The following is a 26045-nucleotide window of genomic DNA, read 5'->3' as shown; positions in this document are numbered from 1 at the left end:
CGGTTAGTGCGGAACTTCTTGTGGAATGGGCGGCCGTGCGGCATCGGCGAGAATGAACTCCGCGGCGCGTTCGGCCATCATGATGATGGGGACGTTCGTGTTGCCCGACACCAGGGTGGGCATGACCGAGCCGTCCACCACTCGCAGCCGCTCGACGCCATGGACCTTCATGTGATGGTCGACGACCGCCATGGGATCGGTGCGCCCCCCCATTCTGGCCGTGCCGGTGGGATGGAAGATGGTGGCGCCGTGCTCGCGGCAGAAGTGCAGGATCTCGTCGTCGCCGCGGGCGTCCAGCCCCGGCCGGTACTCGCGCTTCATCAGGCTCTTCATGGGCTCGGTATCGGCGAGGCGGCGGGCGAACCGCACCGCCGCGACCGCCGTGCGCCGATCGAGCTCGGCGTCCAGATAGTTGGGCTGCATCGACGGCGGCCGCAGCGGATCGGGCGACTGGATCCGCACATGGCCGCGCGACTCGGGACGCAGTTGGCAGACGGAGTAGGTGCAGCCGGAAAAATCGTGCACCTGAGCCCCGGCCAGATCGGCCGATAGCGTGCCCAGATGGAACTGGATGTCGGGACGGACCGATTCCGGCAGGACCCGGCAGAACAACGCGCCCTGATTGATCCCGATGGCCAGCGGGCCGCTGCGAAACAGCAGCCACTGCAGCCCCATCCGGGCCCGGCCCCAGAGGCTGCGCAACTGGTCATTGTTGGTGATCGGCTTGGTGACTTCGTAGATCAGGCGCAATTGCAGGTGATCCTGCAGGTTTTCACCGACGCCGGGCCGGTCCGCGACCACTCCGATGCCGTGCTCGCCCAGCAAGTCCGCCGGGCCGATGCCCGAGAGCTGCAGCAACTGGGGCGACAGCAAGGCGCCCGCGCACAGGATGACTTCCTTGTTCGCCCGCAGGGTTCGCAGTTGATCGCCACGCCGGTATTCCACCGCCGTGGCGCGCCGATCCTGCAGGATCACCCGGGTCGCCTGCGCGCGGGTCACGACCTCCAGATTGGATCTGCCGCGCGCGGGCTTGAGATACGCCACGGCCGACGAGCAGCGCCAGCCGCCGTGCGTGGTGAGCTGGTAGTAACCGACGCCCTCCTGCTCGCCGGTGTTGAAGTCGTCCGTCCTGGAAATACCGTTCGCTTCGGCCGACCGGATGAAGGCCTCGACCAGTTCGTGTTTGGCGCGAATGGAGGATGCGTGCAACGGACCGTCCGTGCCGCGCGTGGGCCCCGGACCCAGGTCATTGTTTTCGAGCTTGCGGAAATAGGGCAGGCAATCGTCCCAGCTCCAACCCGGGTTGCCCAGATCGGCCCAGTGGTCGTAATCCTGTTTCTGCCCGCGGATGTAGATCAGTCCGTTGATCGAGCTGCTGCCGCCCAGTGTTTTTCCTCGCGGCCAGTAGATCCTGCGGCCCAGCATGTTGGGCTCGGGATCGGTATAGAAGCCCCAGTTCACGTGCTTGTCGAACATCGTCCTGCCGTAGCCGATCGGAATGTGGATCCAGAGGTTGGAATCCGGCGGCCCGGCCTCCAGCAGGCAGACGCTGTACTTGCCGTTTTCGCTCAGCCGGTTGGCGAGGACGCAGCCGGCCGATCCGGCGCCCACGATGATGTAATCTACAGCCTGATTCATAGGATGGCGGCTCTCTTTCGCGTATCTGTGGCGGCGGGAACTTTTTTTGTTTCCAGCCAGTTTGACCGGCCGCGCTTGCGTGTCACCACGGGGTTAATACTATGAATTCCACCTATGGCACGGAATGTGCCATTTCGGTTTCAATTGCCATCGCTTGACCGGGCCCCTCCTCCATGAACGAATCCGTTGATCGATCGCTGCGCGTGCTGCAGATCCTGGAAAAACTGTCGGCGGCGACGCATCCGCAAACCCTGACGCAACTGGCCCAGCGCACGGGCCTGCCGAAATCCAGCCTGATGCGCATGCTCAACGACCTGGAGCGCGCCGCCTACGTGACCCGGCTGCCCGGCCGGAGAGGATACGTGACCGGTTCGCGGACCCACGCGCTGGGCCTGTCCATCCTGCGCGCGCCCCAGCTATTGCGGGCGTGCCGCGCCGCGCTGAGCACGCTCGTCGAAATCACGGGCGAGACGTGCAATATGAACACGCTGTCGGGCGATACCGTGCAGTATCTGGCCCGGGTGGAAAGCCCCGGCCACCTGCGCCTGCAACTGCATATGGATATCGGCTCCCATGTGCCGCTGCATTGCACCGCCAGCGGCAAGCTGTTCCTGGCTTTCATGCGCCCGGCGGAACAAAGGACGCTGCTGGGCAGGCTGGCCCTGACGCGCATGACGCCCAAGACCATCACCCAGCAGGAGGCGTTGTTGTCGGCGCTGCGGCCGATTCGGGAACAGGAGATCGGCATCGACGACGAGGAATTCATCGTCGGCATGGTGGCGGTCGCGGTTCCGATCAGGGATAGCGAGGGCAAGATGATCGCGGCCCTGGCCTGCCATGCGCCGACGGCCCAGGCGTCGCTCAAGGATCTGATGGAAAAGGCCCGATTCATGCGCCGGACCGCGGACGAACTGGGTCTGATCCTGGCCGGCGGTTAATTGCCGCCTTTATCCGTCTCTCCAGCCGGTTCTCTCGCCGTTCCGAAGCGCGCCCGCGCTATCATGGGCGCTGACCGATTGTTTGAAACATGCATATTCACGGATCCACCATGGAAGGCCTCATCACCCCCGGATTTCAACCCCTGCTCGAATGCGCGCTGGTTCGCATCCAGGGCGCGGACGCCGCATCATTTCTGCACGGGCAGTTGACGCATGGGATCACCGGCCTGGGCGACGGCCTGGCGGCCCCGGCCGCCTATTGCACGGCCCAGGGTCGCCTGCTGGCCAACGGCGTGCTGTGGCGGGTGCCGGACGAGGGTTTCGTCTGGATGGTGTCGCGGGATCTGACGGACAGCCTGCTCAAGCGCTTGCGCATGTTCGTGCTGCGCGCCAAGGTCACGATCAGCCTGGACGAGACGGTGCAGGTCTGGGGCGCGCTGGGCGCCCAGGCCGTGCCGGCGGCACTGCACACGGCGCCGGCCTGGACGTGCGCCTCGATCGAGGGCGCGGACTGGATCGTGGCGCCCTACTCCCGGGCGGAACGGCCCGCCGCCTGGCGCCTCGCGGCGACGGCGCCGGACGAGGCCGATCGGGCCGGCCCGATCCGCGATGATGCCTGGACGGCGGCGCGGCTGGCCGGCGGCTGGCCCTGGATCCGGGCCACGTCGCAGGACCAGTTTCTGCCGGCGTCGCTGGACATGGACCTGAACGGCACCATTGATTTCGCCAAGGGCTGCTATCCGGGCCAGGAAGTCATTGCCCGCAGCCACTACCGGGGCACGGTCAAGCGGCGCCAGGCCTATGGCACCGCGCCCTGGACGGCCGACGCCCCCACCCTGCCCGCCGACCTGTACGCGGTCGGAGACGCAGCGGGCCGTCCTGTGGGACGGGTGATCGAGTCAGCCGTCCACGGCGGCCTGCTGCACGTGGCCGCGGAAATCACGCTGTCGGACTGGCCGGCCATGCGCTATGCCGTCGGCGCGCCGGATGGCGCGCCGCTAGAGATGCAGGCGCCCCGGAACGCAGTCTGATCGCCTTAGCCGTGCGGCTGGTGATACAGCTTCAGAATGCTGGAAAAGTCCAATTTTCCGTGCCCCTGGGTGCTGTGCAGCGCGTACAGGTTGCGCGCCAGTTCGCCTAGCGGCGTCGTTGCGCGCGCCTGCATCGAGGCCTCGGCCGCCAGTCCCAGATCCTTGAGCATCAGGTCCACGCCGAAACCGCCCGCATAGTCCTTGGAGGCCGGCGCCTGCTCCATCACGCCCGGCCAGGGGTTGTAGAGCTCCGTCGCCCAGTTGCGTCCGGAACTCTTGGCGATGATGTCCGACAGGGTCTTGGGATCCAGGCCGTTGGCCACGCCCAGCGCCAGGGCTTCGGCCGTGCCGGCCATCAGGATGCCCAGCAGCATGTTGTTGCAGATCTTGGCGACCTGACCCGCGCCCGCGTCCCCTGCGTGGAAGATGTTCTTGCCCATTTTTTCCAGGTAGGGACGGGCGGCCTCCAGATCATCGTCGGCGCCGCCGACGATGAACGTCAGCGTGCCTGCGATGGCGCCGCCCGTGCCGCCGGACACCGGCGCGTCGATCATCCGGATGCCGCGCTGCGCGGCCGCAGCCGACACCTTGCGGGCCGATTCAGGCGCAATGGTGCTGCATTCCAGGACCAGCGTGCCTTTGGCGATTGCCGTCAGCAAGCCGCTTTCACCCAGGTACAGCCCTTCGACGTGGCGGCTGGCCGGCAACATGGTGACGACCAGATCGGCCCCCGCCACGGCTTCGGCTGCCGTGGCCGCCGCCTTGGCGCCCGCCTGAACCAGGGTCTGGAGCGCTTGCGGAACCAGATCGAAAACCTGGAGTGTATGACCTGCCTTCAGCAGGTTCTGGGCCATCGGGCCGCCCATGTGGCCCAAGCCGATGAATCCGATGGTGCTGCTCATGTGTGTCTCCTGTGTTTGTATGGGATCAAGCCCCGAGATCCGCCAGGGGGTGCGGCCGGCCGTCCGGCCCCAGGGGGGCGAAGAAGCGCCGCACCCAGTCCGCCGTCGCCTGCTCGTGTGTGGCCGGATTCCAGCGCGGGGACTTGTCCTTGTCGATCAGCAGTGCGCGGATGCCTTCGCGGAAATCCGGCTCGGCGCAACAATGCAGCGAGGCCGTGAATTCCATGCGAAAGGTCTCCGCCAGGGACTGATTCCGGGCGCGCGCCAGCAGCGCATGGCTGAGGCGGGCCGAGCCGGGCGAACCTGCCAGAAAGGTGGCCGCCGCCCGTGCCAGCCAGGGATCGAGGTCGTCCTTCCAGGCCGTGACGGCTGCCGTGATTTCCAGGAAGTCCGCACGGCCGCAGGCCTGACGGATGGCGTCGGCATGGCGCTGCAGCGGGCCGGGCTCGGGGGTCGGCGCCTGGCAGGCGTCCAGCACGGCGTCCACCTGGGCGGCATGGCGGACCGGATCGGTCGCCCAGTCCGTGGCCGCCAGCGCATCCAACAAGGCATCCAGTCCTTCGGCGTCACAGATCCGGTCGGCCAGGCCGTAATGCAGGCAGTCGCCCGCACCCAGTTGCGCGCCGGTGAACGCCAGGAAGGCGCCGATGCCGCGCGGCAGGCGGCTGAGCATCCAGGTGCCGGCCACGTCGGGATACAGGCCGATGGTGACCTCGGGCATGGCGAAGCGCGTCGTGCGGGTGACGATGCGATGGCTGGAGCCCATCATCAGCCCCACGCCGCCGCCCATCACGATGCCGCTGCCCCAGCACAGCACCGGCTTGGGATAGCAATGGATGCGATGATCCAGGCGATATTCGGTCTCGAAGAAGGCGCGGGCAGGCAGATTGGCCCAGGCGTCGCCCGCCGGGCTGTCGAGCATGGCGCGGTACAGGCCGTGCAGATCGCCTCCGGCGCAAAAAGCCTTGCCGCCCGCGCCGTTCAGGACCACGGCGACCAGGCCGTCGTCGGCAGCCCAGGCCTGCAGGCGGGCGTCCAGCAGCCGGGACATGGGCAGAGACAGGCCGTTCAGGGTCTGGGGGCTGTTCAGGGTGGCCACGCCGATGCGCCGGCCGTCACGCCCGGCGAGTTCCTGGAACAGCACCGGGTCCGCCCCGGCGGATTCGGTGCGTCTGGAGGGAGAAAGGGCGGATGCGCTCATCGCAGATCGGCCTCCTGAGTGAGGATGTGGCGCGCCACGATCAGGCGCATGATTTCGTTGGTGCCTTCCAGGATCTGGTGCACGCGGGTATCGCGCACCAGCCGTTCCAACGGATAGTCTTTCAGGTAACCGTAGCCGCCATGAATCTGTTGCGCATCCAGGCAGGATTGAAAGCACAGGTCCGTGGCCAGGCGCTTGGCCATGGCGCAATAGGCGGTGGCCTGGGGATCGCCCTCGTCCAGTTTGCAGGCCGCCAGCCGCACCATCTGGCGCGAGGCGACGATATTGGCGAGCAGATCGGCCAGCTTGAACTGCAGCGCCTGGAAATCCGCCAGGGCGCGGCCGAACTGGCGCCGTTCGCCCATGTAGCGGCGCGCGGCTTCGTAAGCGCCCTGAGCGGCGCCGACCGAGCAGGTGGCGATGTTGATGCGCCCGCCGTCCAGGCCCTTCATGGCAAAACGAAAGCCCTCGCCCTCTTCGCCCAGGCGGTTTTCCACCGGCACCTGGACGTTTTCGAAGGTGATCGGGCGGGTGGACTGACTGTTCCAGCCCATCTTGTTTTCTTTGCGGCCATAGGTGATGCCGGCGCTGTCGGCCGGCACGACCAGCGCCGAGATGCCCCGCGGCCCCTCGCCGCCCGTGCGCGCCATGACCACCAGGACATCGGTATCGCCCGCGCCGGAGATAAAGGCCTTGGCGCCGTTCAGGACATAGTGGTCGCCGTCACGGCGGGCGCTGGTCGTAAGCGATGCCGCGTCCGAGCCTGCGCCGGGTTCAGTGAGGCAATAGGAAGCGAGCTTTTCGCCCGTGGCCAGCAACGGTCCCCAGTGATCACGCACGCCGGGCTGCGCCCATGAGCCGATCATCCAGGTCGCCATATTGTGGATCGTGATGAAAGCCGTGGTCGACGGGTCGACGGCGGCCATTTCTTCGAACACCAGGGTGGCGTCCAGGCGCGGCAGGCCGAGCCCGCCGATGGATTCCGGCGCGTACATGGCGCAGAACCCGAGTGCTCCGGCCTTGGAGAAGGCCTCGCGGGGAAAGATGTGTTCTTCATCCCACTGCGCCGCATGCGGGGCCAATTCCCCCTGGGCGAATTCGCGGGCGGCCTGTGCGAAGGCCTGTTGTTCCTCGGTGAGGCGAAAATCCATAGTGCGTGTCTCCGGATTTTATAGGGCTGTCGCGGCATGCTCGTGGCGCCGCCCGACGTGGGCCGACCCGGGTAGGATCGGCCAATGCGCCGCACGCTTAATGTAGCACTTCAAAGGGCTTGCTTACGGACTGACGGATGACGTGCCCGTCCGCGCGGTTCACTTCCCCGCGTCGCGCCGGTGCGCCGCGCGGCGGCGACGGGATTCCAGGGGGTCGAAGACCAGCGGACGATACAGCTCGATGCGGTCGCCCTCGCGCAGGATGCGGTGCGTGTCGCAGCGCTCACCGTACACCCCCGTCGCGGGCGGATGGTCGGTGAATTCGGGGAATTCAGCGGCAAAGCCGCTCTGCGCCAGCGCCTGACCGACGGTGGCGCCTTCGGGCACGTCCAGCACCTGCTGCCACAGCCGCGTGGGGGCGGCGAAGGCGATATGAACCCGCACCTCAACCCCCGTAGACCGCATGGGCGCGTTGGGTGAAGGAGTCGATGAAGCTGGTGGCGATCCGGTTGAAAACCGGCCCGACCACCGCCGAGAGCGCGCGGCTGGAAAACGTGTATTCCATGGTGTAGAGCACCTTGCAGCCGTCCTCGCCCAGGGGCTGGAAGGTCCAGTGGCCGGTCAGGCTGGAAAACGGTCCGTCCACCAGGTGAAAGACGATCTTGTGCGGGTATTCATGATCGTTGCGCGTGGTGAAGCTCTGGCGGATGCCGGCGAAATGGATCTGCACCGTGGCCTGCATGCCCTGCTCGTTCTGCCATTGCACCTGGGCCCCGCCGCACCAGGGCATGAATTCAGGATAACGCCCGACGTCGGCCACCAGATCGAACATCTGTTCGCAACTGAAAGGAACGAGGACGGAGCGCTGGATCGAAGGCATCGGCAAGACGGTCGGTTGAGCTAGAATGATGGGATTTTACAGTTTCAGTCCCAGGCCTGTTCAGACCCCATGAGTATTGTTGATAATCGCAAAGCCACCCACGATTACTTCATCGAGGAGCGCTTCGAGGCCGGGCTGGTGCTGGAAGGCTGGGAGGTCAAGGCCATACGCGCCGGCCACGTCCAGCTCAAAGAAGCCTACGTCATCGTCCGTGACGGCGCCTTGTGGATCCTGGGCATGCACATCAGCCCGCTGCCCACGGCGTCGACCCACATCCATCCCAACGCCACCCGCACGCGCAAGCTGCTGCTGCACGCGCAGGAAATCAGCAAGCTGATCGGCAAGGTCGAACAGCGCGGCTACGCCCTGGTGCCGCTGAACCTGCACTACAAGGGCGGGCGCATCAAACTGGACTTCGGCCTGGGACGCGGCAAGAAGCTGCATGACAAGCGCGACACCCAGCGCGACAAGGACTGGGCGCGTGAAAAAGAACGGCTGATGAAGCACGACACCCGGGGTAAACAAGGGGACTGAGCACGCTCGGCCCCATCCCCCCGACGCCCGGCCAGGCGCCGGAACATCCCTCCACCTCGCCGCTTGCAAGCGGCTCGGATTCAAGACCGCCCGTTGCACAAGGCACGCCGGCGGCGAGCCTGCTTGCGCATTTTTCGTGATTCTGTCTCCTGATTACGGCAAATTGCGCCTATATCAGGGTATTGTGCGGGTTTTTTCAAATATCAAGGTATGATAAATTTAGACATTAATTCATACTTTTATACAAATATTGCATACAGAGTGTCTCTTTTTTGTAACAAAGCAGTCATTGTCATCCCTGTCATTGCCATCGGCTCTTGGAAGGATATATGCGCAAAAATCTGCCTGTCACTCAAGCAATCTACGACTACCCCGCCCACCTCACGCTGATCTCTATTACGGACATCAAGGGCAGGATCACTTACTGCAACGACGACTTCATCCGCGTCAGCGGTTACACCAAAGAAGAACTGCTGGGACAGGCGCATAACCTCCTGCGCCACCCCGACATGCCCGAGGAGGCGTTCCGGGATTTCTGGGCGACGATCCAGGCCGGCGTCCCCTGGAGCGCTCTGATCAAAAATCGCCGCAAGAACGGGGATGGCTATTGGGTGCGGGCCAATGCCACGCCCATGCGCAATGGCGACCGGATCGTCGGCTACCTGTCCGTGCGGACCCTGCCGGAAGCCGCCGAGATCGAGGCGGCGGAACGGCTGTTTTCAACGATGCGGCTCGAGGCCGAGCGCGGCCGTCTGGTCCATCGATTCCAGGGCGGACTCGTCAGCCGGAGCGGGCCGCTCCATGCGTTTTTCAAATACCTCATGCCCGGGCGTCAAGGGAAGGCTTTGCTGCTCGGCATGCTGGCGGCGGCCGGGCCGGTCGGGGCTGCGTGGCTCGGACTGCCGCTCTGGAGCCTGCCGATCGCCGGGGTGCTGACCGCCCTGTTGGCCTGGCTGGGCGTCTCCAGGCTGTTCATTGCCCCCGTCGATCAGGTGGCGGAAGTCACGCGCCATCTGGCCAGCGGCGACCTGAGCCAGTTCATTTCCATCCAGCAGTTCCACAGCACGCGCCACCTGATGCTGCCGATCAATCAACTGGCCTTGATGATCCGGACGGTCATCGGGGACGTCAGGCAGTTCCTGTCGAATGATGCCCACGAAGTCGCCCGGCACAGCCAGGACATGCTGGTGAGTACCGAGCAGCAGGCCGCCGGCTTGTCCAAGTCGGCGGCCGCCATTGACCAGATCGGCAGCACGATCCGGCAGACGTCCGACATGACCCGGGCGGGCACGCAGATCGCTGCTGAAACAGCGGACACGGTGCGGCGCAGCCAGACCGCCGTCGACGCCCTGTCCGAAACGATGCGGCAGATCGGCGAGTCCTCGCGCAGCATCGGCGATTTCGTCCAGGTGATCGAGTCGGTGGCCTTTCAGACCAATATCCTGGCGCTGAACGCGGCGACCGAGGCCGCGCGCGCCGGCGAGCACGGCCGGGGTTTCGCGGTGGTGGCTTCCGAAGTCCGCGCCCTCTCCCAACGCACGGCCGACGCGGCCCGGCAGATCCGGCAATTGATCGATGTATCCCATGCGCGCGTTGAACAGGGGAACGAAGGCATGACGCAGACCCAGGCGCGTATGGGCGATGTCGCGGGCGCCGTCGAACGCCAGGGCCAGATCCTGGCGGAGATCAATCTGGCAGCCCAGGAGCAGGCGACGGGCATCCAGGAAGCCGGCCAGGCCATGCACGAGCTGGACCAGATCACGCAACGCAACGCCCTCATGGCCGACGGGCTCGCCCGGCTGGCCGAAAAAATGGAACATCACTCCAAGGCATCGCTGGACAATGTCCGTGTGTTCAGGCTGACGCCCCAGGATCATACGCACGCCGAGACCGACGCGGTGGAATTGCGGCGGATGAACAAGGCGGCGGAGCCCGCCTGACCGGGGATCGGGGCCTGGCGTACGCCAGGCGCACCGCGCCTTTCAGCGGATCGTGAAACCCTCGATCTCCAGCAGCCGCGCCTTGCGGCTCAGGCCGCCGCCGTAACCGTTCAGGGTGCCGTTGCGGGCCAGAATGCGGTGGCAGGGAATGATGATGCTGATGGGGTTGCTGCCCACGGCTGTGCCCACCGCGCGGCCGTGACCGGCGCCCAGGCCGGCGCGCTCGGCCAGTTCGCCATAGGACAGGGTCTGGCCGCAGGGCACGTCCAGCAATGCCTGCCAGACTTTTTGCTGGAAGGCCGTCCCTTGAGGGGCCAGCGGCATCTCGAAGACCTGGCGTGCGCCGCGCCAGTATTCGTCCAGTTCGCGCCGGGTCTGTTCCAGCACCGCCAGCGCGCTGTCCGGGGTGTTTTCCTGCAGCAGGTGCAGCGGCGCCGTTTCCACCTGCAGCACGCGCCTGGATTCGGAGAACAGCGCCCCGCTCTCGCCGGCCGTCTGTCCCCGCACCGCCCGGAACGACCGGATCGCCCGGCCGTCCTGGCGGCCTGCCGTGGGGTCCGACACCTTCACCGGGGCGGCCTCCACGCCCGGCACCTGGGGCAGATCCCGCTGGTCGGTGAAGTACAAGCCCCGCAGGCTGGTCTCGTCCGATTCCAGCAAAATGGGCCCCAGAGGCGACGGGATCAAGGCGTGAAACGGCATTGAACGCTCCGAAAGACAAAGGGCGGCACGAGCCTTCGTGCCGCCCCGGGGCTGGCCAGCCCGCACACCGGCCCCCGATGTCCGGAGGCGACGCGCGGGTTCGATCAAGCGATCAGGCGGCGACCTTGGTATCGGCCAGGCGCTGCCAGGTGTCGACCACCGTGTCCGGGTTCAAGGACATGGACAGAATGCCCTCGTCCCGCAGCCACTGGGCCAGATCGGGATGGTCGCTGGGGCCTTGACCGCAGATGCCGACGTACTTGCCGGCCTTCAGGCAGGCCTGGATCGCGCGGCGCAGCATGAACTGCACGGCGGGATCGCGTTCGTCGAAGTCGGCGGCCAGCAGTTCCATGCCCGAATCCCGGTCCAGGCCCAGGGTGAGCTGGGTCATGTCGTTCGAGCCGATCGAGAAGCCGTCGAAATACTGCAGGAATTCGTCGGCCAGGATGGCGTTGGTCGGGACTTCGCACATCATGATCAGGCGCAGGCCGTTGTCGCCGCGCTTCAGGCCGTGCGCGGCCAGCAGATCGACCACGCGCTCGGCCTGGCTGAGCGTGCGCACGAAGGGCACCATGATCTCGACGTTGGTCAGGCCCATCTCGTCGCGGACTTTTTTCAAGGCCTCGCATTCCATGCGGAAGCACTCGGCGAAGTCTTCGGAGATGTAGCGCGACGCGCCCCGGAAACCCAGCATCGGGTTTTCTTCCTCGGGCTCGTAGCGCGAACCGCCCACCAGCTTGCGGTATTCATTGGACTTGAAGTCCGACAGGCGCACGATCACCGGCTTGGGATAGAACGCCGCGCCGATGGTGGCGATGCCTTCGGCCAGCTTTTCCACAAAGAAGGCGCGCGGGCTGGCATAGCCCCGGGCGGCGGATTCCACGGCCTTTTTCAGGTCGCCGTCGACGTTCGGGTAGTCCAGGATGGCCTTGGGGTGAACGTTGATGTTGTTGTTGATGATGAATTCCAGGCGCGCCAGGCCGACGCCGCCGTTGGGAATCTGCGAGAAGTCGAAGGCCAGTTGCGGGTTGCCGACGTTCATCATGACCTTCAGGCCGATGTCGGGCATCTGGCCCCAGCGGACTTCTTCGATTTCGGTCTCGATCAGGCCGTCGTAGATGCGGCCCTCGTCGCCTTCGGCGCAGGACACGGTGACCTCGCGGCCGTTGGCCAGCACGTCGGTGGCTTCGGCGCAGCCCACCACGGCCGGGATGCCCAGTTCACGCGCGATGATGGCGGCGTGGCAGGTGCGCCCGCCCCGGTTGGTGACGATGGCCGAGGCCAGCTTCATGACGGGTTCCCAGTTGGGGTCGGTCATGTCGGTGACCAGGATGTCGCCGGGGCGCACCTTGTCCATTTCAGAGGCGTCGGCCACGACGCGCACCGTGCCCGAACCGATCTTCTGGCCGATGGCGCGGCCGGTGATCAGGACTTCGCCGGTAGCCTTCAGGCGGTAGCGTTCCTGGACGTCGTGGTGGCCCTGCTGCGACTTCACGGTTTCGGGACGGGCCTGCAGGATGTAGAGCTTGCCGTCCACGCCGTCGCGGCCCCATTCGATGTCCATCGGGCGCTGGTAGTGCTTTTCGATGATGGTCGCGTAGCGCGCCAGTTCGATGATCTCGTCGTCGGTCAGGGAATAGCGGTTGCGTTCGGACGCGGGGACCTCGACCGTGCGCACGGCATGGCCGGAGACGCGCTGTTCGTCGAATTCCATCTTGATCAGCTTGGAGCCGATGCGCCGGCTGATGATGGGATAGTGATCGGCGGCCAGCGTGGGCTTGAAGACGTAGAACTCGTCGGGGTTGACGGCGCCCTGGACGACGGTTTCGCCCAGGCCGTAGGACGAGGTGATGAACACCACGTCCTTGAAGCCGGATTCGGTGTCCAGGGTGAACATCACGCCCGCGCTGCCCTTGTCCGAGCGCACCATGCGCTGGATGCCGGCCGACAGCGCGACCTCGGCGTGCGCGTAGCCCTTGTGCACGCGATAGGAGATCGCGCGGTCGTTGTACAGCGAGGCGAACACGTGGCGGATCTTTTCCAGCACGTCGTCGATGCCGACCACGTTCAGATAGGTTTCCTGCTGGCCGGCGAAAGAGGCGTCGGGCAGGTCTTCGGCGGTGGCCGACGAGCGCACGGCAAAGGAACCCTTGCCGTCGGCGTCCAGCGCGGCGAAGGCGCCACGGATGGCCTGCTCGAAGTCAGCCGGGAACGGCGTGTCGATCACCCATTGACGGATCTCGGCGCCGGCGGCGGCCAGTTCGCGCACGTCGTCGGCGTTGAGCGCATCCAGGCGCGCATTGATGCGGGCGTCCAGCCCGGTGGATTTCAGGAAATCGCGGAACGCATCCGCGGTGGTCGCGAAGCCGCCCGGCACCCGGACCCCGGCGCCGGCCAGCTGGCTGATCATTTCCCCAAGAGAAGCGTTCTTGCCTCCTACCGAGTCCACATCCGTCATGCGGAGCTGCTCGAACGATACAACGTACGACATGGTGTCACCTTTGAGATAGAAAAAGCGAGTTTGCCCGGCGTACGCAGCGCGCAGGGACAGGCCCTGCGCGTGCGCGGCATGATTGCGTGCGCCCGGCAAACCAGCCTCGGGCACCCCTGAACGAATTCAGAAGGCTTCTTGATCCCGGTTCGGGTGACTGGTAACCTTCGCGGATTGTACCGTTTCTGACGCTTGGTGGTTCAACAAATCCATGACCGAATCTTCTATCGAACGCACGGTGTTCATTGTCTCGGATAGTACCGGGATCACCGCGGAAACCTTCAGTCACGCGGTGCTCTCGCAATTCGAGGAAGTCGCCTTCCAGTCCGTGCGTCTGCCTTTCATTGATTCGGCGGCCAAGGCCGACGCTGCCGCGCAGCGCATCGCCCTGCACGCCGACCGGGGCGGTCCGCCGCCGCTGGTGTTCAGCACCCTGGTGGACCCGGAAATGGCCGACCGCATCCGCGCCGCGCCCTGCGTCTTTCTGGACCTGTTCGGCTCCTTCGTGCACCACCTGGAAGGGGTGCTGGGCGTGAACGCCAGCCGTTCGGTGGGCCGTTCGCATACCAACGGCCTGAGCAAGCAATACAACAACCGCATCGAGGCCATCAATTTCAGCCTGGCGCACGACGACGGCCAGTACGTCCAGGGCCTGGAGCAGGCCGACGTCATCCTGGTGGGCGTCTCGCGTTGCGGCAAGACCCCGACCAGCCTGTATCTGGCGATGCAGTATGCGGTCAAGGCCGCCAACTACCCGCTGATCCCGGAAGACTTCGACCGCGGCGCCCTGCCCGCCACCCTGCTGCCCTACCGGCGCAAGCTGTTCGGCCTGTCGATTCAGCCCGAACGCCTGGCCGAGGTCCGCAACGAACGACGGCCCAACAGCGTCTACGCTTCACTGAAGCAATGCCGCCAGGAAATCGCCGACGCCGAGCGCCTGATGCGCATGGAAAACATTCCCTGGCTGTCCACCACGACCCGCTCGATCGAGGAAATTTCTACAAAGATCCTTGATGAGGTCGGTCTGGACCGGATGAGCTACTGATTTTTCTCGCGTCGCGACGTGCGCGCCCGCACGGCGGCCACCAGTTGCTGGCGCCGCTGCTCGAACAGGCAGATGGCGGCGGCGGCGGCCACATTCAGGGATTCGACCGCCGCGGACTGCGGGATATGGACCCGCCAGGAGGCCAGCTCCAGCAGATCATCGGCGACGCCCTGCCCTTCGTTGCCGAACAGCCAGACGCAGGGCTGGCGCAAGTCCTTGATGTACAGGATCTCGGCCCGTTCCAGTGTCGTGGCGGCCAGCGGGATGTCCGTCTGGCGCGTCAGCGCCGACAGATCCACGCGCTCATGGATATCCAGGGCAAAGTGCGCCCCCTGGCCGCTGCGCAGGACTTTGGGCGACCAGGCCGAGGCGCAGCCGTTCGACAGATAGGCCTGCTTCAGGCCCGCTGCGGCAGCGGTGCGCAACAACGTGCCCAGGTTGCCGGGATCCTGAACCCGGTCGAGCCACAGGCAGCCGGCGGTGATGCGCGCAGGAGGCTGCGGCGCGGGAGGATCCACGATAAAGAACACGGCGGGGCCATGCTCGACCTGGGACAGGACGGCGGCGAGATTGTCCTGCAGGACGATGCGCCGGCTGCGTACGCAGTCCTGCCAGATGGGGCCGACCCAATCCAGGGACAAAGCCGATTCACCGACCACCAGCGTCTGCGGCACGCCCTTGTGTTCCAGCCAGGCGCGGCACAGGTGCTCGCCTTCGAGGATGACGCGCGTGTCATGGCGGCCCGGCCGCCCCTGGGCCAGGCGCAGCCAGGCGCGGTAATCCGGATTGTCGCGCGAGGCGATGTGGCGTACGGGAACGGTCATAGCAGGCGCCGTACGGGCGCGAAATCACGCCGATGTTCGGGACAGGGGCCGAATTCGGCCAGACGGGCCAGGTGCAGCGCGGTGCCGTAGCCTTTGTGGCGATCGAAGGCGTAGTCCGGGTAGCGCGCGTGCAGTTCCAGGCAGCAGGCGTCGCGTGCGGTCTTGGCCAGGATCGAGGCGGCGGAAATCGCCGGTTCCAGGGCGTCGCCCCCCACCACGGCGCGGGCCTGGCATGGCAGCCCCGGGGGCAGGCGGTTGCCGTCCACCAGGATCAACGCGGGCGCCTGGGACAAGCCCAGGCAGGCCCGCCGCATGGCCTGCATCGTGGCGTGCAGGATGTTCAGGCGCTCGATTTCTTCGACGTCGGCGTAGGCGACGGCCCAGGCCAGGGCCCGTTCGCGGATCAGGCCGGCCAGGACTTCCCGGCGCTCGGCGCTGAGCTTCTTGGAGTCGTCCAGGCCTTCGATGGGTCGGGCCGGGTCCAGGATGACGGCGGCGGCGTAGACCGGGCCGGCCAGCGGGCCGCGGCCCGCCTCGTCCACGCCGGCGACCAGCCCCTCGACCGGCAGGGTGTCGAACAGATCAGGCGTGGCCACGGCTGGTTTCCAGAATGGCCTGGGCCGCAAGCCCCGGCGTGTCGCGGCTGAGGGTCTCGTGCAGCGCCGTGAAGCGCTGCGTGATGCGCGCGGCCAGATCCGCGTCGGTCAGGGCCGCCCAGGTGTGCTCGGCCAGCGCCTGCGGCGTGGCGGCCTCTTGCAGCAGTTCGGGCACGACGAACTCGCGTTCCAGGATGTTCGGCAGGCCGATCCAGGGCAGGCTCGGGGCGTCCTGGCCGGATTTCCAGGCCATGATGCGCCGCATCCAGGGGGTGATGACATAGGAAATCACCAGGGGGCGTTTGAAGAGCGCGGCCTCCAGGGTGGCCGTACCGCTGGCGACCAGCACGGCATCGGCGGCCTCCATGGCATGCCAGGCGACCGGCCATTCGGATGTGTCCAGGCCATCGGCGCGCGCCGGTGCGGCGCCCTGCCCGGCGGCTGGGGCTTCGATGCCCTGCCCCGAAGCCGGCAAAGCCGACAGGATCCGGCATCCGGGCACGGGGTATTGCGCCAGGACGGCCTCGAACTGGGCGCGGCGCTGCGGATTGACCACCGGCACGACGACCTGCAAATCCGGGTCCTGGCTGATCAGGATCTGGGCGGCTTGCAGGAATCGGGAGGCCAGCAGGCGGATCTCTGATTCACGGCTGCCCGGCATCAGGGCCAGCACCCGGGCCTTGGGCTCCAGGCCCAGGCGCGCGCGGGCGGCCGCACGATCCGGCTGCACGGGAATGAGTTCGGCCAGCGGGTGGCCCACATAGGTCACGGGCACGCCCTGCTCGCGGTACAGATCGACCTCGAAGGGGAACAGCACCAGCATGTGCGAGACCGCGCGGCGGATCTGGTGGATGCGTTCAAACCGCCAGGCCCAGATCGAGGGTCCGACGAAATGCACGGTGGGGATGCCGGCGGCGCGCAGCTTTTCTTCCAGGCGCAGATTGAAGTCGGGAGCGTCCACGCCCACGAACACATCCGGACGCCAGTCCAGTGCGCGGCGGCGCGTGTCGCGCCAGGTGCGGATCAGGCGCGGTGCCTGGCGCAGCGCATCGACGTAGCCGAAGACGGACAGCGCATCCATGGGGTGCCAGGCCTCGAAGCCTGCGCGGGCCATGGCCGGACCGCCGATGCCCATGGCCTTGACCTGGGGATCATGCGATTGCAGACCGCGGAGCATGCGCGCCGCCAGCAGGTCGCCGGAGGGTTCACCGGCCACGATGGCGGCGGCAAAGCTCATGGCCGGGCGATACCCCGGCTGGACGCGCGCAGGAAATCGAGCAGCGTCTGGACGGCGGGCGCCTCGGTCGGGCGTTCCGCCTGGAGCGCCGCCAGGGCCTCGACGGCCTGTTCCACGCTGAGCTGGCGCCGATAGAGGATCTTGTAGGCGTCCTTGAGCGCCTGCACGTCGGCCGGCGTGAAGCCGCGCCGGCTCAGGCCCTCGGCATTGATGCCGACCGGCCGGAACGAATCGCCCGCGCCGATCACGTAGGGGGGCACGTCCTGGCGCACGGAACTGGTGCCGCCGATCATGGCATGCGCGCCGATGCGCACGAACTGGTGCACTGCCGACAGGCCGCCGATGATGGCCCAGTCGCCGATGTGGATGTGGCCCGCCAGTTGGACGCTGTTGGCGATGACGATATGGCTGCCGAGCTGGCAATCGTGCGCAATATGCACGTAGGCCATGATCCAGTTGTCGTCCCCCAGCCGGGTCGTGCCCACGTCCTGGGCCGTGCCGGTGTTCACGGTCACGAATTCGCGGAAGGTGTTGCCCGCGCCGATTTCCAGCGCCGTGGGTTCACCCGCGTATTTCTTGTCCTGAGGGATGCCCCCGATGGAGCAAAAGCGGTAGAAATGATTGTCCGGGCCGATGACGGTATGCCCGTCGATGGCGCAGTGCGGACCGATGTGCGTCCGCGCGCCGACACGGACGTGCTCGCCGATGATGCTGTAGGGGCCGACGACGACGTCCTCGCCCAGCACCGCGCCCGGCGCGACCAGGGCCGTAGGGTGGATCTGCGCCGCGCCCATTATTCCTCCAGGATACGCACCGCGCACATGATCTTGGCCTCGGCCGCGATCTGGTCGTCGACCTTGGCGACGGCGGTGTACTTGCAGATGGAGCGGCTGAGCTTGTCGGCCGAGACCTCCATGCGCAACTGGTCGCCGGGCACCACGGGGCGGCGGAAGCGCGCGCCATCCACGCCGACCAGGTAGTAGGCGATCTTGGTGCTGGCCAGGTTCGGCGCGCCGGCGTCGGCAAAGGAGAACAGCGCGGCCGCCTGAGCCAGGGCCTCGATGATGAGGACGCCGGGCATCACCGGATGATGGGCGAAATGCCCCTGAAAGAAGGGCTCGTTGTAGGTGACATTCTTGATGGCCACGATGCTCTTGCCCGGGTCCATTTCCAGGACGCGGTCCACGAGCAGCATCGGCTGCCGGTGCGGCAGCCTTTCCATGATGTCTTTGATATCGAGTTCCATTATTGTGTGTCCTGCTTGGGGTTCGTCGGCTGGCCGGATGTGCCGGCGGCGCCTTGTCGTTCTGCGGCGCGCAGCCGCTTGCGCAATTGTGCAAGCTGGCCGATCACGGCTGCATTATGTTGCCAGGCGCCGTGTTCGGCCACGGGGAATACCCCGGTATAGCGCCCAGCCTTGAGGATGTCCGAGGTGACCGCCGTGCCCCCCGAAATATGTACGTCGTCGCCCAGCGTCAGGTGTCCGCCGAACATGGCGGCCCCGCCGATCACGCAGCGCTGTCCCATGGTGGTGGAACCGGCCACGCCCACGCAGGCAGCCATCGCGGTGTGATCCCCGATGCGGCAATTATGGCCGATCATGATCTGGTTATCGAGTTTCACGCCGTTGCCCAGCACCGTATCCTCGACCGCGCCGCGATCGACGGTGGTGTTGGCGCCGATTTCCACGTCGTCGCCCAGGCGCACACCGCCCAGCTGGGCGATCTTGGCCCAGGCGCCGGGGGTGCGCGGATCCGGCGCGAAGCCGAAGCCGTCGGCGCCCAGTACCACGCCCGAATGCAGGATCGCCCGCGCGCCCACGTGCACGCCGTGATAGAGCGTCACATGGGCATGCAGCAGGCTGTCCGCGCCGATGCTACTGCCCGCGCCGATGACGCAGCCTGCGCCGATGCGGGTCCCTGTTGCGATGCGCGCGCCCGATTCGATCACCGCCAGAGGGCCGACGTGCACGCCGTCGGCCAGCACGGCATCGTCGGCGATCACGGCGCTGGGATGGATGCCTTTGGGCAGACCGGCCTGGCGATGGCGATCGAACCACTGGGCCAGCAGCGCGTACATCAGATAGGGTTGCGGGCACAGCACCGCCGCCCAGGGCGGCGTGCCGGCATGGCTGTCGCAGTAGGCGTCCCAATCCTGCCGGCGCAGAATGACGGCGGCCGCGCCGCAGTCATCCAGTTGGGCCTGCAGGCGGGGATTGGACAGAAAGCTGATTTCGGACCGGCCCGCCGACTGCAGAGAGCCGATGCCCGCGATCTTCAGCGTGCCTGCGTCCGGCGCACCCGTGATGCCGCATCCCAGCCCGACTGTATCGGCCGCCCGCAGCAGATCGGACAATGCGGGCGCCCGGTCGGGCGCGAGCAGCACAGGCATCGGAAATTAGCCGCCCAGGGCGCTGATGACCTGATCGGTGATGTCCACGCGCGGGCTGACCGTGACGGCGTCCTGGATGATCAGGTCGTAGTTTTGCTGTTCGGCGATCTTCTTGATCGCGGCATCGGCCTTTTCCACGATGGAGGAAAATTCTTCGTTGCGGCGACGGTTGAAGTCTTCCTGGAATTCGCGGCGCTTGCGCTGCAGGTCGGAATCCATGTCCTGGAGCTTGCGTTGGCGCTTGACGCGGTCGGCCTCGGACAGCACCGGGGCGTCCTTGTCGAGCTTTTGCGCTTCGCTGCGCAGGCTGTCGGACAGACGCTGCAATTCCTGATCGCGCTTCTTGAATTCGGCTTCGATCTTGGCCTGAGCCGCCTTGGCGGGCTTGGAGTCGCGCAAGATGCGTTCCGTGCTGACGAAGCCGATTTTGGTGCCCTGGGCATAAGACGGCGCGACGAACAGCGCCCCCAGGCTCACGGCCGCCGCCAGGGCCAGCGCCCGGTGGCTACGCACGGCGCGTTGCGCCAAGGTTGAAACATTCAGACCTGAAACAAACATGATGAGAAATCCACCTAGGGTCAAAGCAGCTACAAAAGGGGTTATTGTGCCATCAAACGGGGGGAATCAGAAACCTGTGCCGATCTGGAACTGGAAGACCTGCTTCTGATCGCCTTCCTTGGCGTTCAGTGCGCGGCCGAAGGACAGTTGCAGCGGTCCCAGCGGCGATTCCCAGGACAGGCCCAGGCCCGCGGAGAACTTCCAGCCGCAGGGATCGGCCACCTGGCCGTACTGCCCGTTGGCGCAGGTCGAGCCGTCGGTCGTGTCGATCTGGCCGGCGTCCGAGAACATGAACCAGCGCAGGGTGCGGTCGCGCGAGGCGCCCGGGAACGGCAGATAGAGCTGCACGTTGCCGACGATACGCCGGGAGCCGCCCAGGTAAGTGTCGGTCAGGGTGTCGCGCGGCCCCAGAGAGGCGCCTTCGTAGCCGCGCACCGAGCCGATGCCGCCCGCGTACATGTTCTTGATCACCGGGAAGGGCTTGCCGCTGTTGCCGTAGGTCTTGGCCCAGTCGATCTGGCCGTTCAGGGCCAGGGTGAAGGAGCGGCCGATCGGCAGGAAGTACTGCTGCTGGCCGGACAGCTTGTAGTAGCGCAGGTCCATCGTGGAGATGTCGGTGGACACGCGGGTGTAACTGCCCTTGTGAGGCGCCAGGGCGCTGTCGCGCGTGTCCTTGGCCCAGCCCAGGCTGAAGATGACGGCGTTGGTGACGTCGCCGTATTGATCAACGAAATTCTGGTAGGCCAGCGGCGCCGGGTTGGTGCCGTCGCGGCGGATGTCCTTGAGCGCATTGCGTTCGAAGGTCGCGCCGGCGAAGATGCGGTCGACTTCGGAAATCGGCACGCCGAAATTCAGGCCCAGGCCCATGGATTCGACCGTGTACCAGCCGGTGGAATCGCTGTCGGACACGTCGTACGGCGTCGTGCGGCGGTAGTACAGCGAGGTGGTCTTGCTGATGCCGTCCTGGGTCCAGTACGGATTGGTGTGCGAGATCACCGCAGCGCGGTTGGTCTTGCTGGTGTTGACGTTCAGGGACAGCGAATTGCCGCTGCCGAAGACGTTGTCCTGGCTGATGCCGGCCGACAGCATCAGCTTGTCGGTGGAACCGTAGCCCACGCCCAGGCTGATCATGCCGGTGGGCTTTTCCTTGACGTCGACGTTGACGTCCACCTGGTCGGGCGAGCCCGGCACCGGATCGGTCTTGACGTCCACATCAGTGAAGTAGCCCAGGCGATCGACGCGTTCCTTGGAGGTCTTGATGCTGGACGAATCGTACCAGGCGGCTTCCTGCTGGCGCATTTCGCGGCGCACGACCTCGTCGCGGGTGCGGGTGTTGCCGCCCACGTTGATGCGGCGCACGTAGACGCGGCGGCCCGGGTCGACGTAGAAATTCAGCTTGGCGACGTGATTGTCGCGGTCCAGCACGGGGCTGGGATTGACGTTGGCGAAGGCGTAGCCCAGCGAACCCAGGTAGTCCGTGATGGACTTGGCCACGGCGTTGGTCTTTTCGGCCGAGAAGGTCTCACCTTCCTTGACGGTGACCAGCGGCTGCAGTTTGTCGTCCAGGCCGAGCAGATCGCCGGCCAGGCCGACCTCGCCCAGCTTGTAGGGCTCGCCCTCGTGCAGGGTCATGGTGATGTAGATGGCCTTGCGGTCGGGCGAGATCGACACCTGGGGCGGTTCCATGGAAAATTCCAGGTAGCCGCGATCCAGGTAGTACGAGCGGATGCGCTCGACGTCGCCTTCGAGCTTTTCGCGCGAGTATTTGTTGGTCCCGGTGTACCAGGTCATCATGCCGCCGGTGGTCAGCTCCATCTGGTCTTCAAGGGTGCCGGAGGAAAAGGCCTCGTTGCCGATGAATTCGATCTTGTCGATGGTGGCGACATCGCCCTCGAAGATGTCGAAGCTGACGCCCACCCGGTTGCGTTCCAGCGGCGTGATGACCGGATTGATCTGCACGCCGTACTTGCCCTTGGACAGGTACTGCTGCTTCAGTTCGAAGACCGCGCGGTCCAGCATGGCCTGGTCGAAAATCCGGCCCTGGCCGAAGCCGACCTGGGACAGGGATTTCGTCAGGGCCTTGGCGTCGAATTCGCGCATGCCGTTGAAGTTGATCGAGGCGATCGTGGGCCGCTCTGCGACGGTGACGACCAGCACATTGCCCTGGGCGTCGATCTTGACGTCGTTGAAGAACCCCGTGCCATAGAGCTTCTGGATGGCGGCCGAGGCTTCTTCCTGGGTGAAGGTCTGGCCGACTTTGACGGGCAGATAGGTGAAGATCGTACCCGGATCGACGCGTTCGATCCCCTTGACCTGGATGTCCTGCACCACGAATGGCGTAAAGGCTGCCGCGATGGCGGGCGCCAGCAGGGTCGCCAGCACCAGGGGAATGGCGCGCTTGATCAGACGAAAATTCCGGGGAGACGACATCCTGGCAATCCTATTTGGCCGTGGAAGAACATGCTTGAGCGATGCGGGATTGTAAGTCACAACCTCATCAACTGAAAAGCCGCGAAAAATCATTGAACAGGGCCAGAACCATGAGGCTCAGCACCAGCCCCAGACCCAGCCGCTGGCCCAGGTCGCGCGCGCGTTCGGACAAGGGCCGGCCGCCGCGCAGGGCCTCGATCAGATAGAACAGCAGATGACCGCCGTCCAGCATCGGAATGGGCAGCAGATTCAGCACGCCGATGCTGATGCTGATGAGCGCCAGGAAGCCCAGGTAGGACTCCAGGCCGATGCGGGCCGTGCGGCCGGCATACTCGGCGATCGTGACCGGGCCGGTGACGTTTTTCCAGGAAACGTCCCCCACGAACATACGACCCATCATCCGCAAGGTGAACAGGCTGGTGTCGGCCGTGCGCCGCACGCCCTGCCACAGGCTGTCCAGCGGGCCGAGACGCACCAGGGTTTCGGGCAGTTCGGCCCGGATCAGGGCGCCGATGCGGCCGACCGGATGGCCGCCCTCCCCGGCTTCCGCCCGGGGCGTCACGGACAGGGAGATCCGGTCGCCCTGACGCAGCACGATCAGAGACAAGGCCTGGCCGGCATGGGCCTGGACGATGCGCACGAACGTGTCGACGGCAGGCTGGTCCAGGTCGCCCGCCGCCAGAATCCGATCGCCGGGGCGCAGGCCGGCCTGCTCGGCGGCCCCGCCCTGGACCAGTTCACCCACCACCGGGTACGGCGCCCGCAGCGCCAGCCCGGCGGCCAGGAGCGGATCGGGACCGTCCGGCAGCACGGCCTGGGGCGTCAGCCGCAGCGTGCCCGTGCGGACCGCGCCGCCGTCCGATGTCAAGGTCAGGGCCACGTCGCCGCCCAGAGACAAGGGTTCGATCAGTTGCCAGCGGGCCTGGGGCCAGGATGCCACGGGTTCGCCGGCCACGGCCGTCAGCGTGTCGCCTTCGCGCACGCCTGCCTGGGCGGCCGGCGTGCCGGCCGGCGGCGCCGCCAGCACGGCGGCCGGTTCCATCGTGCCCCACATCCCCAGAAAGGCATAGATCAGGGCCGCCAGCACCAGATTGGCGGCGGGGCCCGCTGCCACGATGGCCACGCGGCGTATCAACGGCTGGGCGTTGAACACGGCGCGGCGCGTGGCCTCGTCCGCCTCGGGCGGCGCCTCGTCCAGCATCTTGACGTAGCCGCCCAGCGGGATGGCCGACAGCGCCCATTCGGTGCCGTGCCGGTCGTGGCGGCGCAGCAGCACCGGACCAAAGCCGACCGAAAAGCGCACGATAGGCACGCCCGCGCGCCGCGCCACCCAGTAATGGCCCAGTTCGTGGAACGTCACGAGCAGGCCCAGGGCGAGGATGAAAGCGAACAGGGTCAGCAACATGGCAGCAATACAGAATCGGGGAAATCAGGGGCGTCGGGCATCAGACCGCCTGGCAGAAGCCGGCCGCCACGCGCCGGGAGTGCGCGTCCAGATCCAGGATTTCCGCCAGCGAGGACGGCGTCTGCGCGCCATGCGCCACGGAATCGTCCAGGCAATGCTCAATGATGGACGGGATCTGGGTGTAGCGGATGCGCCCCCGCAGAAAACCATCCACCGCGACCTCGTTGGCCGCATTCAGCGCAATGCAGGCGCCCTGCCCCTGGCCCAGGGCGTCAAAGGACAAGCGCAGGCAGGGAAAGCGCGCCAGGTCCGGGGTTTCGAAGTCCAGGCGTCCCAGGCGGGCGAGCTCCAGCAGGCCGACGCCGCCGTCGATGCGCTCCGGATAGCCCAGGCCGTAGGCGATGGGGGTGCGCATGTCGGGCTGGCCCAATTGAGCCAGGATGGAGCCGTCCAGGTACTCGACCATGGAGTGCACCACGCTCTGGGGATGAACGACCACCTGGATGCGTTCCATCGGCATGGCAAACAGCCAATGCGCCTCGATGACTTCCAGGCCCTTGTTCAGCATGGTGGCGGAATCCACGGAAATTTTGCGGCCCATGCGCCAATTGGGGTGCGCGCAGGCCTGATCCGGGGTGACGGATTCCAGTTGGTCCAGCGCGGTGCAGCGAAACGGTCCGCCGGAGGCGGTCAGCAGCAGCCGGCGCACGCCCTCGGCCGGGCCGGCGGGCGCCCGCGCGCGATCGGCTGACTGCGGCAGGCACTGGAAGATGGCGTTGTGCTCGCTGTCGATGGGCAGCAGTTCGGCGCCGGATTCGCGTACGGCCCGCATGAACAGGCTGCCCGCCGCCACCAGCGCTTCTTTGTTGGCGAGCAGGACCCGTTTGCCGGCCCGTGCCGCTGCCAAGGCCCCGGGCAATCCGGCGGCGCCCACAATGGCGGCCATGACCGCAGTGACCTCGGCGTCGGCCGCCGTATCGGCCAGAGCCTGGGCGCCCTGGCGGATTTCCGGCAGGGGCCGCCCGGCCGGCCAGGCCGCGACGAAGCGCGCCCGGGCGGCGTCATCGGGCACGATCACCACCTGCGCCGCGTGCCGCGCCGCCTGTTCGGCCAGCGATTCGATCCGGCTATGCGCGCTCAGGGCGTAGACGGAGAACCGGTCGGGATGGCGCGCCACCACGTCCAGCGTGCTCACGCCGATGGAACCGGTCGAGCCGAGGATGCAGAGGCGGTGTTGAGCGGACATGGTGTCGGAACCTGTGAATGCGGAAAAGCACCGATGGATGAAAGGATGCGGCCTGGCTCTAGAACCCGGCCGTCAGCAGCAGCACGGCGGCGGGCGCCACCGGCAGCACCGCGTCGATACGGTCATACACGCCGCCGTGACCGGGCAGCAACTGGCTGGAATCCTTGACGCCCGCACGGCGCTTGAGCAGCGATTCGAACAGGTCGCCGAGGATGGACCAGGCCGCCAGCGCCACGCCGGCCGCGACCAGGCCCGCCCAACCGATGCGCGCCAGCAGCAGCGCACCGAAGCTGTCGGGCCACCACAGGGCCGTGGCGACCAGCCACGCGGTGGCCGCCAGGACGCCGCCGGCCGCGCCCTCCAGTGTCTTGCCGGGGCTGACGCGCGGCGCGAGCTTGTGGCGGCCCAGGCTGCGGCCCGTGAAATAGGCGGCGATGTCGGCCACCCAGATCAAGGCCCACAGGCTGATCAGCGCCCCCGCGCCGTGGCGCAGAAAGACCCAGGCCAGCGCATACCAGGTCGCCGCCAGGGCCAGCACGCCGGTCAGCGCCAGCACGCCGGGCCGGCAGGCGTCCGGCACCCGGGCGCGCACCACGACGACGGGGGCCAGGGCCAGCCAGAACAGCACGGCCAGCGGCAGCAGATACGAACCGAAGACGGTTTCCAGCGTCGGCTGGCCATCGACCAGCAGGCGGGACAACGGCACCAGCACGAGGACGGCCAGCACCGCGCCGCCCCAGCGCACGGCGGCGCCGGCGATGACCAGCCGCAGCCATTCCCACAAGGCGCAACCGGTCATCAGGCCCAGCAGGGCCAGCATCGGCCAGGGGGTCGGAGCCGTCACGGCGGCGGCCACGATCAGCAGCAGGACGATGGCGGTGAGAATGCGCTGGCGCAGCATGGAT

At 66.6% G+C, this 26045-nt stretch carries 24 protein-coding genes; 5 read left to right on the top strand and 19 right to left on the bottom strand.

Annotated elements, in window-relative coordinates; translation table 11 throughout:
* Positions 1–3: 3 nt before the first annotated feature.
* Complete coding sequence (locus ACFO0J_RS10745; RefSeq protein ID WP_376813078.1) at positions 4–1638, bottom strand: GMC family oxidoreductase; 1635 nt, start codon at positions 1636–1638, stop codon at positions 4–6.
* 173 nt (positions 1639–1811) lie between these two features.
* Here ACFO0J_RS10745 and ACFO0J_RS10740 point away from each other — a divergent pair, with 173 nt between their 5' ends.
* Both ACFO0J_RS10740 and ygfZ read left to right on the top strand, forming a co-directional pair.
* Positions 1812–2576 carry an IclR family transcriptional regulator gene (locus ACFO0J_RS10740; RefSeq protein ID WP_376813077.1) on the top strand — a complete coding sequence of 255 codons (765 nt, stop codon included), beginning with the start codon at positions 1812–1814 and terminating at the stop codon, positions 2574–2576.
* A gap of 110 nt (positions 2577–2686) precedes the next feature.
* Positions 2687–3607: a CAF17-like 4Fe-4S cluster assembly/insertion protein YgfZ gene (gene ygfZ, locus ACFO0J_RS10735; RefSeq protein WP_376813076.1), complete on the top strand. Its 921-nt coding sequence runs from the start codon at positions 2687–2689 to the stop codon at positions 3605–3607.
* Positions 3608–3612: 5 nt separating this feature from the next.
* On the opposite strand, the gene mmsB is transcribed toward ygfZ, so the two are convergent.
* The 5 genes from mmsB to ACFO0J_RS10710 all read right to left on the bottom strand — a co-directional run bounded on the left by mmsB (position 3613) and on the right by ACFO0J_RS10710 (position 7741).
* Positions 3613–4509, bottom strand: coding sequence for a 3-hydroxyisobutyrate dehydrogenase (gene mmsB / locus ACFO0J_RS10730; protein WP_376813075.1), 897 nt, complete (start codon positions 4507–4509; stop codon positions 3613–3615).
* Between the two features lie 25 nt (positions 4510–4534).
* Positions 4535–5710, bottom strand: a complete 1176-nt coding sequence (locus ACFO0J_RS10725) for an enoyl-CoA hydratase/isomerase family protein (RefSeq protein ID WP_376813074.1) — start codon at positions 5708–5710, stop codon at positions 4535–4537.
* Positions 5707–6861, bottom strand: coding sequence for an acyl-CoA dehydrogenase family protein (locus ACFO0J_RS10720; RefSeq protein ID WP_376813073.1), 1155 nt, complete (start codon positions 6859–6861; stop codon positions 5707–5709). Before ACFO0J_RS10720 ends, ACFO0J_RS10725 begins: the two co-directional genes overlap by 4 nt.
* Before the next feature lie 159 nt (positions 6862–7020).
* Complete coding sequence (locus ACFO0J_RS10715; protein WP_376813072.1) at positions 7021–7305, bottom strand: RnfH family protein; 285 nt, start codon at positions 7303–7305, stop codon at positions 7021–7023.
* A gap of 1 nt (position 7306) precedes the next feature.
* The gene (locus ACFO0J_RS10710) at positions 7307–7741 is read right to left on the bottom strand and encodes a type II toxin-antitoxin system RatA family toxin (protein ID WP_376813071.1); all 435 of its coding nucleotides are present in this window, start codon (positions 7739–7741) and stop codon (positions 7307–7309) included.
* A gap of 69 nt (positions 7742–7810) precedes the next feature.
* Between ACFO0J_RS10710 and smpB the strand changes: the two genes are divergently transcribed.
* On the top strand, positions 7811–8275 hold the full coding sequence (gene smpB / locus ACFO0J_RS10705) for an SsrA-binding protein SmpB (RefSeq protein ID WP_376813070.1): 465 nt from the start codon (positions 7811–7813) through the stop codon (positions 8273–8275).
* 329 nt (positions 8276–8604) lie between these two features.
* Positions 8605–10215 (top strand): methyl-accepting chemotaxis protein, encoded by a 1611-nt coding sequence (locus ACFO0J_RS10700; protein ID WP_376813069.1) that lies wholly within the window; start codon positions 8605–8607, stop codon positions 10213–10215.
* 42 nt (positions 10216–10257) lie between these two features.
* On the opposite strand, the gene ACFO0J_RS10695 is transcribed toward ACFO0J_RS10700, so the two are convergent.
* Together ACFO0J_RS10695 and ppsA are read right to left on the bottom strand one after the other, a co-directional pair.
* Positions 10258–10917, bottom strand: coding sequence for a methylated-DNA--[protein]-cysteine S-methyltransferase (locus ACFO0J_RS10695; protein ID WP_376813068.1), 660 nt, complete (start codon positions 10915–10917; stop codon positions 10258–10260).
* Positions 10918–11029: 112 nt separating this feature from the next.
* A complete protein-coding gene (gene ppsA / locus ACFO0J_RS10690) occupies positions 11030–13408 on the bottom strand; it encodes a phosphoenolpyruvate synthase (RefSeq protein WP_376813067.1) in 2379 nt (792 codons plus the stop codon).
* Positions 13409–13619: 211 nt separating this feature from the next.
* On the opposite strand from ppsA, the gene ppsR reads away from it, so the two are divergent.
* Positions 13620–14453: a posphoenolpyruvate synthetase regulatory kinase/phosphorylase PpsR gene (ppsR, locus tag ACFO0J_RS10685; protein ID WP_376813066.1), complete on the top strand. Its 834-nt coding sequence runs from the start codon at positions 13620–13622 to the stop codon at positions 14451–14453.
* On the opposite strand, the gene ACFO0J_RS10680 is transcribed toward ppsR, so the two are convergent.
* The 11 genes from ACFO0J_RS10680 to ACFO0J_RS10630 all read right to left on the bottom strand — a co-directional run bounded on the left by ACFO0J_RS10680 (position 14447) and on the right by ACFO0J_RS10630 (position 26041).
* Entirely contained in the window at positions 14447–15277 is an 831-nt protein-coding gene (locus ACFO0J_RS10680; RefSeq protein WP_376813065.1) for a TrmH family RNA methyltransferase, read from the bottom strand. The two genes, ppsR and ACFO0J_RS10680, sit on opposite strands and share 7 nt — an antisense overlap.
* Positions 15274–15873 carry a ribonuclease HII gene (gene rnhB, locus ACFO0J_RS10675; RefSeq protein WP_376813064.1) on the bottom strand — a complete coding sequence of 200 codons (600 nt, stop codon included), beginning with the start codon at positions 15871–15873 and terminating at the stop codon, positions 15274–15276. The genes ACFO0J_RS10680 and rnhB overlap by 4 nt, the downstream gene beginning before the upstream one ends.
* Positions 15860–17110, bottom strand: a complete 1251-nt coding sequence (gene lpxB / locus ACFO0J_RS10670) for a lipid-A-disaccharide synthase (protein WP_376813063.1) — start codon at positions 17108–17110, stop codon at positions 15860–15862. The genes rnhB and lpxB overlap by 14 nt, the downstream gene beginning before the upstream one ends.
* Complete coding sequence (lpxA, locus tag ACFO0J_RS10665; protein ID WP_376813062.1) at positions 17107–17904, bottom strand: acyl-ACP--UDP-N-acetylglucosamine O-acyltransferase; 798 nt, start codon at positions 17902–17904, stop codon at positions 17107–17109. The genes lpxB and lpxA overlap by 4 nt, the downstream gene beginning before the upstream one ends.
* Positions 17904–18356 carry a 3-hydroxyacyl-ACP dehydratase FabZ gene (fabZ, locus tag ACFO0J_RS10660; RefSeq protein ID WP_043682505.1) on the bottom strand — a complete coding sequence of 151 codons (453 nt, stop codon included), beginning with the start codon at positions 18354–18356 and terminating at the stop codon, positions 17904–17906. Before fabZ ends, lpxA begins: the two co-directional genes overlap by 1 nt.
* Positions 18356–19501, bottom strand: a complete 1146-nt coding sequence (lpxD, locus tag ACFO0J_RS10655; protein ID WP_376813061.1) for a UDP-3-O-(3-hydroxymyristoyl)glucosamine N-acyltransferase — start codon at positions 19499–19501, stop codon at positions 18356–18358. The genes fabZ and lpxD overlap by 1 nt, the downstream gene beginning before the upstream one ends.
* Positions 19502–19507: 6 nt before the next feature.
* Positions 19508–20059, bottom strand: coding sequence for an OmpH/Skp family outer membrane protein (locus tag ACFO0J_RS10650; protein WP_376813060.1), 552 nt, complete (start codon positions 20057–20059; stop codon positions 19508–19510).
* Between the two features lie 66 nt (positions 20060–20125).
* Entirely contained in the window at positions 20126–22489 is a 2364-nt protein-coding gene (gene bamA / locus ACFO0J_RS10645) for an outer membrane protein assembly factor BamA (RefSeq protein WP_376813059.1), read from the bottom strand.
* 67 nt (positions 22490–22556) lie between these two features.
* Positions 22557–23894, bottom strand: coding sequence for an RIP metalloprotease RseP (gene rseP, locus ACFO0J_RS10640; protein WP_376813058.1), 1338 nt, complete (start codon positions 23892–23894; stop codon positions 22557–22559).
* A 40-nt stretch (positions 23895–23934) separates the two neighbouring features.
* Complete coding sequence (locus tag ACFO0J_RS10635; protein WP_376813057.1) at positions 23935–25140, bottom strand: 1-deoxy-D-xylulose-5-phosphate reductoisomerase; 1206 nt, start codon at positions 25138–25140, stop codon at positions 23935–23937.
* A gap of 58 nt (positions 25141–25198) precedes the next feature.
* Positions 25199–26041: a phosphatidate cytidylyltransferase gene (locus ACFO0J_RS10630; protein ID WP_376813056.1), complete on the bottom strand. Its 843-nt coding sequence runs from the start codon at positions 26039–26041 to the stop codon at positions 25199–25201.
* Positions 26042–26045: the final 4 nt, after the last annotated feature.

It is taken from the genome of Castellaniella hirudinis (assembly GCF_042651965.1).
In the GTDB taxonomy this organism is placed as follows: Bacteria; Pseudomonadota; Gammaproteobacteria; order Burkholderiales; family Burkholderiaceae_B; genus Castellaniella; species Castellaniella hirudinis.
The sequence above is the reverse complement of the archived record's forward strand: the minus strand, read 5'-3'. Positions and strand labels throughout refer to the sequence as shown.